The sequence below is a fragment of the Shinella kummerowiae genome (assembly GCF_009827055.1).
Classification (GTDB): Bacteria; Pseudomonadota; Alphaproteobacteria; order Rhizobiales; family Rhizobiaceae; genus Shinella; species Shinella kummerowiae.
Genome location: NZ_WUMK01000003.1, coordinates 357,377 through 373,878, shown reverse-complemented (window position 1 = coordinate 373,878; position 16,502 = coordinate 357,377). Strand labels below are relative to the sequence as shown.

Genomic DNA, 16,502 nt, shown 5'->3' with positions numbered 1-16,502 from the left:
CATGCCGATCGCCAAGCTGAAACCCAAGACGACCGCGCCGCGCGAAGAGATCGTGATCGCCCGCCAGATGCACCAGGCGCTCGTGCTGCACTTCCTGGAAGGCCTGACGCAGGCGCAGATCGCCGACCAGCTCGGCCTCTCGCATGCCACCGTCAACCGCCTCATCAAGCGCGGCCGCCAGCTCGGCCTCGTCGAGATCAAGATCAAGTCGCCGGTGGAGCCGCTGGTCGACATGGAAGAGCGGCTTCTGGCGCTCGGCGGCATCAGCCGCGCCGTCGTGGTGCCGACGGTCTCCGACAATCCGCAGACCGCGTTGCAAGCGGTCGGTGAAGCGGCAGCCCGGCTGCTGCTCGAAGAAATCGCCGATGGCGACACGATCTGCATCACCGGCGGCAAGGGCGTCAGCGCCGTCGTGGCCGGTCTGCAGGCAGCACGCCGCTTCGATGTCGAGGTTATACCGGCAACGGGCTGCGTGCAGGGCAAACACTATACCGACGTCAACCACGTCTCGACGCTGATGGCCGACCGGCTTGGCGGGCGCTCCTACCAGATCCACGCACCGCTTTTCGCCGACGATGCCGCGCAGCGCGCGATGCTGATGAACATGCGGTCCGTCGCCGATGTGTTTCAGCGCGGCCGCGAGGCGAAGGTGGCGGTGGTCGGCATCGGCTCGATCCTGAGCACGGACTCGACCTATTACGACCTGCACCCCTCCTCCAGCGAGGACCGCAACGCGATCGAGCATTCCGGCGCGAGCGCCGAACTGCTCGCCCATCTGCTCGATGGTGAGGGCCGGGTTTGCGACTACAGCCTCAATCGCTCGCTGGTCTCGCTGACACTCGAGGAATTCGCCTCGATCCCGACGAAGATTGGCGTCGCGAGCGGCCTTAACAAGGCCGGCTCCATTCTCAGCGTGCTGCGTGGCAACCACCTCGACACGCTTGTCACCGATGAGGCGACCGGCGCGCGCATTCTCGACATTGCATCCCAGGAAGGATTTTCCGCATGAGCGGCGAACAATTGACCCGTGACATCGGGCGCTCCGGCGTCAAGGCCTCTGCCGTCGGCCTCGGCACCTGGGCGATTGGTGGCTGGATGTGGGGCGGTACGGACGAGGCGGAATCGATTGCCGCCATCCAGGCCTCTCTCGATGCCGGCGTGACGCTGATCGATACGGCGCCGGCCTATGGCCTCGGCAGGTCGGAAGAAATCGTCGGCAAGGCGCTGGCCGGCCGACGTGATAAGGCGGTGATCGCCACGAAATGCGGTCTCGTCTGGCACACTGAGAAAGGCAAGCATTTCTTCGACCAGGATGGCAAGCCGGTGCATCGCTATCTCGGGCGGGACTCGATCATCCACGAGGTGGAGGAAAGCCTTCGCCGGCTCGGCACGGATTATATCGATCTCTACATCACCCACTGGCAGGACCCGACGACGCCGATCGAGGAGACCGTCGCAGCGCTGGAGGAGCTGAAGCAGGCCGGCAAGATCCGCGCGATCGGCGCAAGCAATGTCAACCGGTCGGAACTCGAACAGTATATTGCCACCGGGTCGCTCGATGCGATCCAGGAGCGGTTCAGCATGATCGATCGTGAGATCGAGGCGGACCTGCTGCCGCTTACTATCAAGAACGGTGTGTCGACGCTCAGCTATTCCTCGCTGGCACTCGGCCTGCTGTCAGGCACGATCGGCCCGGACCGTGTGTTTTCCGGCGACGACCAGCGCAAGGGCAACCCGCGCTTCTCGGTCGCCAACCGGCAGAAGGCCAAGGATTTCTCCGAGGCGATCCGGCCGGTCGCGGAGCGCTACGGCGCCAGCATCGCGCAGGTGGTGATCGCCTGGACGCTAGCGCAGGAGGGCGTGACCTTCGCGCTCTGCGGCGCGCGCAACCCGGCGCAGGCGCTCGACAATGCGCGGGCGGGCACGCTCAGGCTTTCGACAGACGATCTTGCGGCGATCAATGCTGCCATATCGGCGCAACTTGTCACCATGGACGGATAACAGGCTGCCATCATGAACCGGAGAGAGACAATGGACGGGCTTCGCCGAAGCCCGAAGGTGGACGTGTGCGTCCTCGGCGGCGGCATCAACGGGCTCAGCGTCTTTCGCGAGCTGGCGTTGCAGGGCGTCAACGTACTCCTCGTCGAGAAGGACGACTATTGCTCCGGCGCCAGTGCTGCCCTCTCGCGCATGGTTCACGGTGGTCTGCGGTATCTGGAAAACGGCGAGTTCAGCCTGGTGCAGGAATCGCTCGTCGAGCGCGACCGACTGCTGCGCAACGCCCCCCATTATGTCGCGCCGCTGCCGACGACCGTTCCGATCTTCGACGTCTTTTCCGGGCTTGCCAACGGCATCGTGCGTTTCCTTGGCCTCACCCGCCGCCCCAGCCGCCGGGGCGCCATCGCCATCAAGACGGGCCTCGGCATCTATGATTTCCTGACGCGCAAACGCGCGCTGATGCCAAAACACCAGTTCCGCGGCCGCAAGGCGACGCTGGATAAGTGGCCGGCGCTCAATCCGGCGATCCGCAATTCCGCCACCTATTACGATGCCTGGGTCAGCCACCCGGAGCGCATCGGCATCGAGTTGTTGGGTGATGGTCTTTCCGCGGGGGCGAATGCCAAGGCCTTGAACTATGCGACGGTCGAGCAGATGGGGGCAGGGGAGTTCTTGCTGCGCGATCGTGTGTCCGGCGAGACGCTTGCCATCCAGCCAAGGCTGGTCATCAACGCGACGGGCGGCTGGATCGACATCGCCAATGGCGCCCTGTTTCCGCAGGAAGCGCGCCCCGCGCCCCTGATGGGGGGCACCAAGGGCTCGCACCTGATCATCGACAGTGCCGGCCTGCGCGATATGCTCGACGGGCACATGATCTATTACGAGAACGAGGACGGGCGCATCTGTATCCTGTTTCCCTATCTCGGCAAGGTGCTAGTCGGCTCGACGGATATCCGCGTTGACGATCCCGGCACGGTGCGCTGCGAGGCGGACGAACGGGACTACATCCTGCAATCGCTCGCCTTCGTACTGCCGGGCATAAAAATCCGGCCGGAGGAAATCGTCTTCCAGTTCGCCGGCGTGCGGCCCTTGCCGGCTAGCAAGGACAGTTTCACCGGGCGCATCCCGCGCGACCATTTCTGCACCGTGCTCGAAGGCTCGAATGGTGCGCCGCCGGTGCTGTGCATGATCGGCGGCAAGTGGACGACGTTCCGCTCCTTCGGCGAAATGGCGGCCGACATGGCGCTCGAACGGCTCGGCGTAACGCGTCGCGTCGATACGGCGGAGCGCGCCATTGGCGGTGGCCGGGTGTTTCCGAAGGATGGCAAGGGCTGGGTCCGCGCGCTCGCGGCGTCGACCGGCATTTCGGCGGATCGCACCGCCTTACTGTTCGCGCGTTACGGCACGGATGCCGAGGATGTCGCCCGCTTCATCGCGGCCGCCCCGGATCACCCGCTGCCGCATGCCGGCTACAGCGTGCGCGAGCTCATCCATCTCATCCGCTCCGAAGCGGTCGAACATCTGGACGACCTGCTGACGCGCCGCACCACGCTTGCCATCACCGGCGAGCTTTCGCTGGCCATGGCCGAGGCCGTCCTCGACGTGCTCGCCGCTGAAAAGGGCTGGCCTGCCCAGCGCGTCCCCGAAGAGCGCGGCCGTTTTCTAACCCTCATGGGTGAGCGCCACGGCGTCACCGAACAAAGCCTTTCCGCAAGGAATGAACAAAGGAGTGAATTATGCGAGACTACCGCAAGGTCCGGATGAACCGGCTGTTCGGCAACGGCCGTTGCCTGGATGTGGCGATCGATCACGGCGTTTGCAACGAGCCATCCTTTCTCGACGGATTGGAAAACGTGCCGGCCGTCGTGAAGGCACTGGTCGATGCCAAGCCCGATGCGATCCAGATGAACTACGGCCAGGCCGACCTGTTGCAGGATATCCCCGGCAAGGACAAACCGGCGCTGGTCATGCGTATCGACATGGGCAACCCCTATAACCGCATCCGCCATCGCGATATGTGGGCCGTGCTGCAGAACGAGGCCGAGCCGCTGATTGGTGCATTGCAGATGGATGCGGCCTGCGTGGTGGTCAACCTTTTCATGCTGCCGGACGAGCCCGACCTGTTCCGCCAATGCGTGCAGAACATTTCCCGCGTGCGCGCCGACTGCGAGAAGTACGGCATGCCGCTGATGATCGAGCCGCTCGTCATGCAGCCCGTCACCGAGCGTGGCGGCTACATGGTCGACGGCGATGCGGAAAAGATCGTCACGCTGACGCGTCTTGCGCGCGAGATGGGCGCCGATATCGTCAAGGCGGATCCGACGACCAATGCGGAGGATTTTCACCGGGTGGTCGAGGCGGCGCGTTGCCCGGTTCTTGTGCGTGGCGGCGGCAAGGAGGATCTTGGTGCCGTGTTTGCCAAATCTGCCGCCTTGATGCGGCAGGGCGCAATGGGCATGGTCTATGGGCGCAACATCTACCAGCACGCCAATCCGAACGCCGTGGTGCGCGGACTGATGGCGATCATTCACGACGATGCGGGCGGCGAGGAAGCCTTCGCGCTGTATCAGCAGGGTTGAGGCGCTGAAGCAATTCCAGGAAAACCATAGGCGGTCTTTCTGGAATTGCGAAAACTGGAGCCTTGGGAGGGGTTCGGAATGCAGAAATATCTGTTGGGGCTCGACGCGGGCAACACCGTCATCAAGGCGGTGATCTTCGACCTCGCGGGCCGGGAATTGGCGCATGCGGGCGAGGAGGGGCATAGCCGCATGCCATGCCCCGGCCATGTCGAGCGCGACCTCGGCGAGTTGTGGGCCAATGCGAAACGCGTCATCCGCACCTGCCTCGACAAGGCGGGTATCGCGGCGAACGATATTGCCGCCATCGGCTGCGCCGGTCACGGCAACGGGCTTTATGCGCTCGATCGGGACGGTGAACCGCTCATCGGCATCCAGTCGATCGACACGCGCGCCACCGGCCTCGTCGAGGAATGGCTGGCGGAAGGTGTCGGCGATCGCACCTATCCGATCGCCCGCCAGCGCCCCTGGCCGTCCCAGACACCGACGCTGCTTGCCTGGCTGAAGCGCTATCGGCCGGACGTCTTCAAGCGCATCGGCACGGTGTTCTACTCCAAGGATTTCGTCGTCAATCGCTTGACCGGCGAGCGCGTCAGCGAGATGTCGGACATGTCCGGCGCCGGGCTGCTCGATCTCGCTGCCCGTCGCTACGATAAGGCGCTGATGGAAGCCTATGGCCTTGCCGACTGCATGGACCTGCTGCCGCGACTGATCGAAAGCGCCGACATTGCCGGGCGGGTGACGGATGCCGTGGCCGCGGAAACCGGCCTTGCGGCAGGCACGCCGGTCATTGGCGGGCTATTCGACGTCGTGGCCTCCGCGCTCGGCTCGGGCGTCTCGCGCACCGGCAGTGCCTCGATCATCGCCGGGACGTGGAGTATCAACCAGGTCGTCATCGACGGTCCTGACCTCGATGGCCCGGTCTTCATGTCCTCGACCTTCGACCGCACGCGCTACATGGCGATGGAAAACAGCGCCACATCGGCGGCAAATCTCGAATGGCTGGTGCGGGAATTTTTCGAGGGTGAGCATGCGGAAGGCGTTTCGCCCTTTGACGCCGCCTGCGCACTGGCGGTAGAGATTGCGCCGGCGGCCGACGATCCGCTTTATCACCCCTTCCTCTACGGCGCGCAACAGGATGGCCATGCACGGGCCGGATTCTACGGCATCGCCGGCTGGCACACGAAGGGGCACCTGATCCGCGCCCTTCTGGAGGGTGTCGCCTTCGGCCATCGCCATCATGTCGAAACGATCCGCAAGGCCGGGGCGACCTTCGAAGAGGCGGTGCTGTCCGGCGGGGGCTCGCGCAGCCTTCTCTGGCCGCAGATTTTTGCCGACGTGCTCGGCGTGCCGGTGACCGTCGCGGTCTCGCGGGAGACGGGCGCGCTCGGCGCGGCAATCGCGGCGGGCACCGGCGTCGGCCTCTTTCAGGATTTCACGGAAGGCGCCAATGCCATGGTGCGGACCGACCGGCAATATAAACCCAACAGCGCCCTTGCCGCGCATTACGGCCGGCGCTACGCGCTCTACAAGGACATGACGGACGCCATGACGCCGCTTTGGCGGCGGCTTTCGGCAAGCGAACCCATGGCAACGGGAGTTGCGGCGTGAACCAGCATGTGAATGAAACGCCGGTCGACAAGGGCACCTACGATTTCATTATCGTCGGCGCCGGCTCGGCTGGCTGTGTCCTGGCAAACCGGCTGTCGGCCGACCCGAAGAACCGGGTGCTGCTGCTCGAGGCCGGCGGCACGGACCGCTATCACTGGGTGCATGTGCCGATCGGCTATCTGTTCTGCATGGGCAACCCGCGCACCGATTGGATGATGAAGACGGCGGCGGAAGCCGGGCTTAATGGCCGCGCCTTGAACTACCCGCGCGGAAAAGTGCTCGGCGGCTGCTCGTCGATCAACGGCATGATCTATATGCGCGGGCAGGCGGCCGACTATGACGGCTGGCGACAGGCGGGCAATGCCGGCTGGAGCTGGGACGAGGTGCTGCCCTACTTCCTGAAGTCGGAAGACAATTATCGCGGTAAATCCGCCATGCACGGTGCTGGCGGCGAATGGCGCGTCGAGCGCCAACGCCTCTCCTGGCCGATCCTCGATGCCTTCCGCGATGCGGCGGAGGAACTCGGTATTCCGAAGACCGACGATTTCAACGACGGCGACAACGAAGGCTCCGGTTATTTCGAGGTCAACCAGCGCGGCGGCCTGCGCTGGAACACGACGAAGGCCTTCCTGCGGCCCGCGATGAAGCGCAGCAACCTGCGCGTCCTCACAGGTGCCGAGACCGAGCGGCTGGAATTCGATGGCAAGGCGATCTCCGGCGTCCGCTTCCGCCTTGCCGGGCGGCTGTGCATCGCGCGGGCTTCCCGCGAGGTCGTGCTGTCGGCCGGTGCCATCAACTCGCCGAAGATTTTGGAGCTGTCGGGCATCGGGCGGCCGGATGTTCTTTCTGCCCTTGATCTGCCGATACACCATGCGCTTGAGGGCGTCGGCGAAAATCTTCAGGATCACCTGCAGATCCGCACGGTCTTCAAGATCGAAGGTGCGCGCACGCTGAACCAGCTCTATCACAACCTGTTCAGCCGCGCAGGCATGGGCCTGCAATATGCCATCAACCGCTCCGGCCCGCTTTCCATGGCCCCGAGCCAGCTCGGCATTTTTGCGAAGAGCGATCCGGCCGTCGCCACGGCCGATCTCGAATATCATGTCCAGCCGCTCAGCACCGACCGGCTCGGCGAGCCGCTGCACCGCTATCCAGCGGTGACCGTTTCCGTCTGCAATCTGCGACCGGAAAGCCGTGGCACCGTGCATGTCACGACGCGCGATGCGGCTTTGCCACCGGAAATCCGCCCGAATTATCTTTCGACCGTCGGGGACCGGCTGCTTGCGGCCAAGTCCATCCGGCACGCCCGCAGCCTCATGCAGACGAAGGCGATAAATCGCTTCCGGCCGCAAGAGATGCTGCCGGGGCAGGAGTACCAGAGCGATGAGGAGTTGATCCAGCGCGCGGGCGACATCGCCACCACGATCTTCCACCCTGTCGGCACCTGCAAGATGGGCGACGACCCGATGGCGGTGGTGGATTCGAAGCTCCGTGTGCACGGGGTCGGCAATCTGCGCGTCGTCGATGCCTCGATCATGCCGACGATCGTCTCGGGCAACACGAATTCGCCGGTCATCATGATTGCGGAAAAGGCGGCGGAGGCCATTTTGGCGCGCGCATAGGCAAACGTCTTGCGCTAGTTTGGCACCTCATCGCAGCGTTACTCAATCCAAGGCCTTCGCGACGTGAGCAAGCCGAACTACGGGGACATCGCCCGGCATGCCGGTGTCGGGACCGCCACGGTCGAGCGCGTGCTGAACGGCCGCGGCGGGGTGCGGCCCGATCTGGTCGCGAAGGTGGTCATTGCGGCGCGTAGCCTGAAATACCCGCGCACGCTGCCCGATACCCATCGCGGCTTGCTGCGCATCGAGGTGCTGATGGTGCGCCCGGAAACCACCTTTTATCGGCGGCTTTCCAAGGCGTTTGAACGCATTGCCGCGACGCTCGATCCGCTCGCCGTCGTCCACCGCAGCTTCACGGAGGAGATGAAGCCGGAGGAGATCGCTAAACGCATTCTTTCCACCGAGACGCCGAGGGCCGGCCTGATCCTCGCCGTTCCCAACAGTCCGCTGATCAGCGCTGCCGTGGAGGCAGTCATCGTCCGCGGCGTGCCCGTCGTTCATGTGGTGACTCGCGCGTCCGGCAACAGCGCGGAATTCGTCGGCATCGATAATTATGCCGCCGGCCGTACGGCGGCCTATTTCATCGCGCGAATGGCCAAGGTGGAGGGGCCAGTCGTGGCGCTCTGCCACCCGATCTACCAGGTGCACCGCGACCGTATTCGGGGCTTCTCCGACTATTTTCTGGATCATCCAGGGCCGATCGCCTTCGAATGGCTTGGTTACAGCCGGGATGAGGAGAGTTTCAGCGCGGAAACACTCTCCATTGCGCTTGAAAAATACCCAAACCTCGTCGGCCTCTATAACGCGGGCGGAGCGAATTCCGCGCTCATCAGCGTGCTGCGGCGCCATCCCCGCGGCCGCGATATCCTGTTCGTCGGGCACGAACTGACTGACTATACACGCACAGCGCTGGGCGAGGGCATCATGGATGTCGTGCTCGACCAGGCACCCGAGGCGCAGGCGCAGCGCGCGCTTGATCTCGTCCTGCGCCGCATCGGCCTGACCGAGATCGAACCGGACCGGAATCCCATTCGTTTCATCACCATAACCGCCGAAGGGCTTTGATCTGATTTGATCAAGGAAGCCTTCGCCGTTTCACAGCACTCCTGATAATTTTCAAGTCAGGAGGAGAGCCGGCGTTCCAACCAGAACGTACGGGTAAGGCGCATCACGCGCTCTCCTTTCACGAATTGTGCGGGCCAAAACCCGAAGGAGAGCGCAATGGACGATCTGAAATATGGCAAGCGCAACAAGCGCGGCGACTGGGCGCCGAACGAGCCGGTTGAAACCGCGCCGCTCTTCGTCTTTCCGCCGAAACTGATGGCGGTCCTGAAATGGCTGCCGCATTACTTCTTCCCGTGGAATGCGATCTTTGCCCTGTCGGCGGTCGCCTATTGGGCCTGGGTCATTCCGTCCGTCGAAACCATGCAGACATTGAGCATCGGTTGGGCCGCCTGGCTTTACATCGTGAATGCGGTCTGCGTTCTCCTCTTCTACGGCGCCTTCGAGGTCCACCTCTATGTGCTGAAGCGGCAGGAAAACCGCTTCAAGTACAATGGAAAATTCCCCTCAGACCAGAAGAACAAGGCCTTCTGGTTTGAAAGCCAGAACCTCGACAACATCCTGCGCACGTTCCTTTCGGGCGTCACCATCTGGACGGCGATCGAAGTGGCCATGCTCTGGGCCTATGCCAATGGCTATGCACCCTGGCTGAGCTTTTCGGAGAACCCGTGGACACTGGCGCTCGTGGCCCTCGTGGTGCCGATCATTCACGAATTCCACTTCTTTTGCATCCACCGGCTCATTCACACGCCGCTTCTCTACAAGTGGGTGCATTCGGTCCACCATAATTCCGTGAACCCGTCGCCGTGGTCATCGCTGTCGATGCATCCGGTCGAGCACCTGCTCTATCTTGGCACCGCCTTCTATCACCTGATCCTGCCGTCCAACCCGATCCTCATGCTTTACCAGCTGCACTATGCGGGTTTCGGCGCCATCCCCGGCCATGTCGGCTTCGACAAGGTCGAGGTCGGCGAGGACAAGCTGGTCGATAGCCACGCCTATGCGCACTACCTGCACCACAAATATTTCGAGGTGAACTACGGCGACGCGCTGATCCCGCTCGATAAGTGGTTCGGCACTTGGCACGACGGCTCGCCGGAAGGTGAAGCGCAGATGCAGGAGCGGTACCGCCGCCGCAAGGAAAAACTCGCTGCCCGCAAGGCACGCACTGAAGTTCAAGGAGCAGCCGAATGACCTGGGTTCCCGCCTGCAAACTCGATGACATCGAACAGGAAGGCGCCATCCGCTTCGATCACGGGGGCCGCACCTACGCGATCTACCGCGCGCCCGACGATCAGGTCTACTGCACGGCCGGTCTGTGCACCCATGAGGCGATTCATCTCGCCGATGGGCTGGTCATGGACTTCGAGGTGGAATGTCCCAAGCATTCCGGCGTGTTCGACTATCGCACCGGCGAAGCCCTGCGGCTTCCCGCCTGCGAGAACCTGAAAACCTATCCGGCCGAGGTGATCGACGGAGAGGTTCGCGTGGCCCTGTCCTAGGGCCACGTAGCAAAGACCGGGCCCGTCGGGCCTCCGGTGTGCGATCGGGTGAGCCGGCACCCATTGGGAGGATGAGATGAAATCCATGTACCTGGCGGCCGCCCTGGCCGCCATGATGGGAAGTGCTGCCTCGGCGGAGACGATCGGCGTCTCCATGCAGAGTTTCGACAACAACTTCCAGACCCTTCTGCGTGAAGGTATCAGCACGCGGGCTTCGGAAGTGAATGGCGTGGACGTGCAGATCGAGGACGCACAGACCGATATTTCCAAGCAGCTCAACCAGGTGAACAATTTCATCGCGGCCGGTGTGGACGCGATCGTCATGACGCTGACGGATACGTCTGCTGCGCCCGGCATCAGTGAAGCGGCCGAAAAAGCCGGCATACCGCTGGTCTACCTCAATCTTGAGCCGGACAATTCCGGAAAGCTGCCGGACAAGCAGGCCTATGTCGGTTCCAGGGAAACGGACTCCGGCAAGCTGGGTGCGGAAGCGGCCTGTTCGCTCTTGAAGGAAAAGGGCAAGGCGAGCGACGCGCAGGTCTATATCTTGATGGGTGATCTTGCCCACCAGGCCTCTCGCGATCGCACCAACTCGTTCAAGGAAACGCTTGGCTCCAGCGAGTGCAAGAGTGTGACGATCGCCGACGAACAATCTGGCGCCTGGACACGGACCAACGCGATGGACCTGACGACCAACTGGATCACCGCCGGCCAGCCGATCGACGTAGTTTTCGCCAACAATGACGAAATGGCGATCGGTGCCATCCAGGCACTCAAGGCAGCCGGCGTCTCGATGGAGGACGTCATCGTCATCGGCATCGACGCCACGCAGGACGGTCTTGCCGCGATGGCGGCCGGCGATCTCGACGCAACGGTCTTCCAGAACGCCAAGGGCCAGTCGGCCAGTGCGGTGAATGCCGCGGTCGCGCTGGTGCGTGGCGAGCCGGTCGAAAAGCAGGTCTGGGTGCCGTTCGAACTCGTGACACCGAAGAACATGGCCGACTACGCCAGCAAGAACTGATCCTCCCCGGCCGGCGCACGTGGATGCGCCGGTCGCTTTTCGCCACGGAGACAACATGGACGGTATCGTCATCATCGGTGCGGGCGAAGCCGGCACAAGGGCGGCCTTTGCAGCACGCGAAGCGGGGTTTGCCGGCACCGTCACGCTGGTCGGCTCGGAACCGCACCTGCCCTACGAACGCCCGCCACTGTCAAAACCCGTGGACGGCGCGGTCCAGATGAAAGCGATCTGCGCCGCCGAGACTTTGGCCGCCGCCGGTATCGACTATCGCCAAGGGGTATCGGCGTCCGGCCTCGATGCCGCCCGCCGCTCCGTGAGCCTGAGCGACGGTTCCACCCTGCGCTACGAAAAGCTGCTTCTCGCGACGGGTGCGCAGCCCAGGCGGCTGACCTGCCCCGGGGCGCAGCACGCGTTGGATTTCCGCACCTATGCCGAGGCGGCGGCGATCTTCTCGCGCGCCGAAGCCGGCAGGCATTTTGTCATCATCGGCGGCGGACTGATCGGCATGGAGCTTGCGGCGGTTCTGCGCGGCAAGGGGCTCGCCGTCAGCGTCATTGAGGCGGCCCAGAAGACGCTCGGTCGGGCCGTTCCTGCACGTCTTGCCGCCAAGCTTCACGACCGGCATATGGACGAGGGTGTCAGGTTTCATTTGGGGCAGGGCATTGCAGAGATCACGCCCGATGCCATCGTTCTCGCCGATGGCAGCCAGGTGCCTGCAGATATCGTCGTGGCCGCCATCGGCGTCCTGCCGGATACGCATCTCGCCCAAGCGGCCGGGCTTGCCATCGGCAACGGTGTCCTGACCGACGCGTTTCTTCGCACGAGCGATCCGCATATCTTTGCCGCGGGCGATTGTGCTGCTGTCTCGCAACCGGGCGGTGGGCATGTCCGGTTCGAGAGCTGGCGCAATGCCCGCAGCCAGGCCGAGACTGCCGCCCGCAACATGGCCGGAGCGGACGAGGCCTTTGTCGCCACCCCCTGGTTCTGGTCCGACCAGTATGATCTCGGTCTCCAGGTCGCCGGCGTGCCGCTGCCTGACCATCGCAGTGTCGTGCGACCGTCCGGCGGGGGAGAGCTGGAATTCTTTCTCGACGAAGGACGCCTCGTGGCCGCCGCCGGCCTTGGCCCGGGAAACAGCCTTGCCAAGGATATCAAGCTTGCCGAAATGTTGATCGCTGCTGGCATCAGCCCCGATCCCGCAGCCCTTGCGGATCCCGGTGTCAATCTCAAGGCGCTCCTCAAGACAGCGCGGGCGGCTTGATGCAGACCTTGCTTTTCTTCCAGTCGCTGTGGGCCATGGAGCGTCGACACACGGATGGATACGAACGCAGTCTCGCGGAAAACATCGCGATGATTGCGGACGCGGATTTCGACGGTGTCAGTGCGCACTATACCAACCGTGCGGACGTCGTTCGCCTCAACGAAACCATGCGCGGCACAGGGCTTAAGGTCGAGGGTGTCTGCTTCCCGCGCACCGTGGATGATCTGCGCCTTCCACTGGAGCTCGCGGCCGAATACCCTGTCAAACACATCAATCTGCAGCCCGATATCCGGCTGCGCCGGATCGACGATTGCCTGCCGCTGCTCGACGGCTGGATGCGGCTTGCGGACGATGCGGGCATTCCCGTGTTCATCGAGACACACCGCGATCGGATGACCACGGACCTGTTCTTCACCTTGGACCTGCTGGATCAGCGGCCCGATCTGCCGCTCCTTGCCGACCTGTCGCATTTCCTCGTCGGCCGGGAGTTCGCTTTTCCGGTCGAGGCGGAAAACCATGCGTTGATCCAGCGCATCCTTCGCAATTCGCGGGCTTTCCACGGCCGCGTCGCCTCGCGCGAGCAGGTGCAGATCGAAATCTCCTTTCCGCACCACCGCCCGTGGGTGGACCTCTTCCTTGAATGGTGGGACTACGGTTTCCGCCATTGGCGATCTCGCTCAGCGGATAATGCGGAACTCGTCTTCACCTGTGAACTCGGCCCCAAGCCCTATGCGATTACCGGCAGGGACGGAAACGACACGACGGACCGCTGGGCCGAGGCGCTCCTGCTGCGGCAGATGGTGCGCGATCTGTGGGATGTGACGGGACAAGCGACTTCGACCTGACGGTCAACGGCCGACCCGTCGGCGTCCGAACCCGCGACACATCTCCTCTGTCGCGGTTGAAAGGAGAGGGGCGGCTCCCGGCCGTCCCTCTTCTCGTGTCCGCCTGATGCGCGACGTTGCTCGGGAGAGGGCGATAGGAATTCCCTATCAAGCCATTCAAACCGTCCCCTTGATCATTCCTGACGAATGGCAAATACGTGATTTATGGATACTCCTTTTATCGGTAAGAAATCCTCCGCAGCCGGCGGCTGGGGAGCGTTGAAGAGCTGTGGCAAGCGCCTGCTGGAGAGCGGCATGCCGATCTCCGGCGCCCGCACCCTCTTGAAGGCCAACCAGCCGGACGGCTTCGATTGCCCCGGCTGCGCCTGGGGCGACCCGGAGCACGGCTCCTCCTTCGAATTCTGCGAGAACGGCGTGAAGGCCGTGGCGTGGGAGGCGACGGAAAAGCGGGCGACGCCGGCCTTTTTCGCGGCACACACCGTTTCGGAACTCCGCAACTTGACGGACTACGAACTGGAGCTTCACGGCCGGCTGACGCATCCGATGCGCTATGACGCGGCAAGCGACACCTATCTGCCGGTGGCGTGGGACGAGGCCTTTGCCGAGATCGGCGCCATCCTCAAGGGCCTGGAAAATCCGGACCGTGCGGAGTTCTACACCTCCGGCCGCGCCAGCAACGAGGCAGCCTATCTCTACCAGCTCTTCGTGCGTGTCTATGGCACGAACAATTTTCCCGACTGCTCGAACATGTGCCATGAGGCGAGCGGCGTGGGCCTGCGCCAGGCGATCGGCGTCGGCAAGGGCACCGTGCTTCTGGAGGATTTCGAGAAGGCCGATGCGGTCTTCGTGATCGGCCAGAACCCCGGCACGAACCATCCCCGCATGCTGGGGGATCTGCGCCGGGCGGCCATGCGCGGCGCCCGCATCGTCGTCTTCAATCCCATCCGGGAACGCGGCCTTGAGCGCTTCTCCGATCCGCAGGACAAGATCGAGATGCTGCGCGGCGGTTCGACCGACATTGCCAGCCATTATTTCCAGCCGCAGCTTGGCGGCGACATGGCCGCCGTGCGCGGCATGGCGAAGGCCGTGTTCGCCGCCGAGGATGCGGCGGCCGCCGCCGGCCTTCCCCCGGTCCTCGATCATGCCTTCCTTGCCGAGCATTGCGCTGGCTTTGACGACTATCGTGCCGCCGTCGCGGCGACGGGCTGGGCCGAGATTGAGGACCAGTCCGGCCTGACCCGCGACGAAATCGAACGGGCGGCGGATGTCTACATCAATGCCGAGCGCGTCATCTGCACCTGGGCGATGGGTGTCACGCAGCACCTACACTCGGTCGCGACGATCCGCGAGATTACCAATTTCATGCTGCTGCGCGGCAATATCGGCAGGCCGGGCGCCGGCCTTTGCCCGGTGCGCGGCCATTCCAACGTGCAGGGCGACCGCACCGTCGGTATCAACGAGAAGCCGCCGGAGGCGTTTCTCGATGCGCTGGAGCAGCATTTCGGCTTTGCCGTGCCCCGCAAACACGGACACAATGTGTTGTCGGCGATCGGCGCCATGCTGGATGGCTCCGCACAGGCCTTCATCGGCCTCGGTGGCAATTTTGCCCGCGCCACGCCCGATAGCGCGCTGGTCGAAAAGGCGCTTCGCAACCTCAAACTCACGGTGAACATCGCCACCAAGCCTAACCACTCGCATCTGATGCCGGGCGAGGTTTCCTACATCCTGCCGTGCCTGGGCCGGACGGAGATGGATCTCAATCCGGCGGGCCAGTCGCAGCTCATCAGCGTCGAGGATTCGATGAGCATGGTGCACGGTTCTGCCGGCATCAACCGTCCGGCCTCGCCGCATCTCCTCTCGGAAGTCGCGATCATTGCCGGTATCGCCAGGGTGACAGTCGGCACCGACATCGTCGACTGGCCGGCGCTTGCAAACGACTATGACCACATCCGCGACCATATCGAGGCGACCATTCCGGGCTTCGAGGCGTTCAACAAGCGTCTGCGCAAGCCGCGCGGCTTTCATTTGCGCAACACGGCGGCGCATCGGGAATGGGACACGCCGGCCGGCAAGGCAACGTTCTTCTCCGGGACGCTGCCGAAGGAGACCGTGCATCAGCGGGCAAAGCGTGGCGGTGGACGTTTCGCCCTGCAGACGTTCCGCTCGCACGACCAGTACAACACGACCGTCTACGGCCTCGACGACCGCTATCGCGGCGTCTACGGCGAGCGGCAGGTCATCTTCATTCATCCGGAAGACCTGAAAGCCATGGGGGCGAAAGCGGGAGAGCGTGTGGATGTGGTCGGAGATCATGACGACGGTATCGAGCGGCTCGCCGCGGATTTCCGCTTCGTGCCCTATGATATCCCGCGCGGCAGTATTGCCGGCTATTATCCGGAACTGAACGTCCTGGTGCCGCTCGGCAGCGCCGGGGAGGAAAGCGACACGCCGACCTCGAAGTCCATCATGGTGACCTTCCGCAAACGCGAGGCGGCGTGAGCGTCAGCGCGCCGGATATCGACCATTTCCTGGCCTGCGTCGCCCGCCTGCAAGCGGAGGTCCCGCACCTGACAGCCATACAAGCCGGTCTTCTCGCGGCTTTCCATCTCGGCATTGCGCGCGACAGCCGTACCTTTGCCCGCAAGCTTGGCCTCGCCCATGCTCTCGTGCTGCGAGAGTTGAATGCCGTTGCCGAGCCCGGCGGTCTGCTCCGCATCGAGCAGCGTGACGCGCGGACGATGCGCACCGCCTTCGCGCCGGGCCCAGACGCCGGGCGTCTTCTCACGCTGCTTCCGCCGGGTGAGGCGTTCTGATCGTTTGAGCCTGAACGCGCCGCGGCGCAGCGCATCATAAAACTATTTGACTAACTATTCAGTTTGTTTCTTACTGCGCAATGAAGCAACCGCGGGAGGGCGGGCGCGGAAGGTTTGCCCTGGAGGGGGATGGCAACGGAGGATCCGTCATCCTTGAACATCCCGGGCAGCGCAACCCGGCGTCCGTTTGT

At 63.7% G+C, this 16,502-nt stretch carries 14 protein-coding genes; all 14 read left to right on the top strand.

The window, feature by feature from the left end; genetic code table 11:
* Position 1 precedes the first annotated feature (1 nt).
* The 14 genes from GR138_RS09550 (at position 2) to GR138_RS09485 (ending at position 16,311) form a co-directional block, all read left to right on the top strand.
* Entirely contained in the window at positions 2–1,009 is a 1,008-nt protein-coding gene (locus GR138_RS09550) for a sugar-binding transcriptional regulator (protein WP_160858740.1), read from the top strand.
* On the top strand, positions 1,006–2,001 hold the full coding sequence (locus GR138_RS09545; RefSeq protein ID WP_160858738.1) for an aldo/keto reductase: 996 nt from the start codon (positions 1,006–1,008) through the stop codon (positions 1,999–2,001). Before GR138_RS09550 ends, GR138_RS09545 begins: the two co-directional genes overlap by 4 nt.
* Positions 2,002–2,013: 12 nt before the next feature.
* Positions 2,014–3,762, top strand: coding sequence for a glycerol-3-phosphate dehydrogenase/oxidase (locus GR138_RS09540; protein WP_160858736.1), 1,749 nt, complete (start codon positions 2,014–2,016; stop codon positions 3,760–3,762).
* Entirely contained in the window at positions 3,735–4,577 is an 843-nt protein-coding gene (locus GR138_RS09535; RefSeq protein WP_160858734.1) for a class I fructose-bisphosphate aldolase, read from the top strand. Before GR138_RS09540 ends, GR138_RS09535 begins: the two co-directional genes overlap by 28 nt.
* Positions 4,578–4,655: 78 nt before the next feature.
* Positions 4,656–6,185, top strand: coding sequence for an FGGY-family carbohydrate kinase (locus tag GR138_RS09530; protein ID WP_160858732.1), 1,530 nt, complete (start codon positions 4,656–4,658; stop codon positions 6,183–6,185).
* On the top strand, positions 6,182–7,807 hold the full coding sequence (locus tag GR138_RS09525; RefSeq protein WP_160858730.1) for a GMC family oxidoreductase N-terminal domain-containing protein: 1,626 nt from the start codon (positions 6,182–6,184) through the stop codon (positions 7,805–7,807). Before GR138_RS09530 ends, GR138_RS09525 begins: the two co-directional genes overlap by 4 nt.
* Positions 7,808–7,870: 63 nt before the next feature.
* Positions 7,871–8,872: a substrate-binding domain-containing protein gene (locus tag GR138_RS09520; RefSeq protein WP_160858728.1), complete on the top strand. Its 1,002-nt coding sequence runs from the start codon at positions 7,871–7,873 to the stop codon at positions 8,870–8,872.
* 156 nt (positions 8,873–9,028) lie between these two features.
* On the top strand, positions 9,029–10,063 hold the full coding sequence (locus GR138_RS09515; protein ID WP_160858726.1) for a sterol desaturase family protein: 1,035 nt from the start codon (positions 9,029–9,031) through the stop codon (positions 10,061–10,063).
* Positions 10,060–10,371, top strand: coding sequence for a Rieske (2Fe-2S) protein (locus GR138_RS09510; RefSeq protein WP_160858724.1), 312 nt, complete (start codon positions 10,060–10,062; stop codon positions 10,369–10,371). Before GR138_RS09515 ends, GR138_RS09510 begins: the two co-directional genes overlap by 4 nt.
* 76 nt (positions 10,372–10,447) lie before the next feature.
* The gene (locus GR138_RS09505) at positions 10,448–11,392 is read left to right on the top strand and encodes a substrate-binding domain-containing protein (protein WP_160858722.1); all 945 of its coding nucleotides are present in this window, start codon (positions 10,448–10,450) and stop codon (positions 11,390–11,392) included.
* A gap of 55 nt (positions 11,393–11,447) precedes the next feature.
* Positions 11,448–12,653: an NAD(P)/FAD-dependent oxidoreductase gene (locus GR138_RS09500; protein ID WP_160858720.1), complete on the top strand. Its 1,206-nt coding sequence runs from the start codon at positions 11,448–11,450 to the stop codon at positions 12,651–12,653.
* A complete protein-coding gene (locus tag GR138_RS09495; RefSeq protein ID WP_160858718.1) occupies positions 12,650–13,498 on the top strand; it encodes a sugar phosphate isomerase/epimerase family protein in 849 nt (282 codons plus the stop codon). The genes GR138_RS09500 and GR138_RS09495 overlap by 4 nt, the downstream gene beginning before the upstream one ends.
* A 204-nt stretch (positions 13,499–13,702) precedes the next feature.
* Positions 13,703–15,997, top strand: a complete 2,295-nt coding sequence (locus tag GR138_RS09490; RefSeq protein ID WP_160858716.1) for an FdhF/YdeP family oxidoreductase — start codon at positions 13,703–13,705, stop codon at positions 15,995–15,997.
* Positions 15,994–16,311 carry a hypothetical protein gene (locus GR138_RS09485; protein ID WP_338091059.1) on the top strand — a complete coding sequence of 106 codons (318 nt, stop codon included), beginning with the start codon at positions 15,994–15,996 and terminating at the stop codon, positions 16,309–16,311. Before GR138_RS09490 ends, GR138_RS09485 begins: the two co-directional genes overlap by 4 nt.
* Positions 16,312–16,502: the final 191 nt, after the last annotated feature.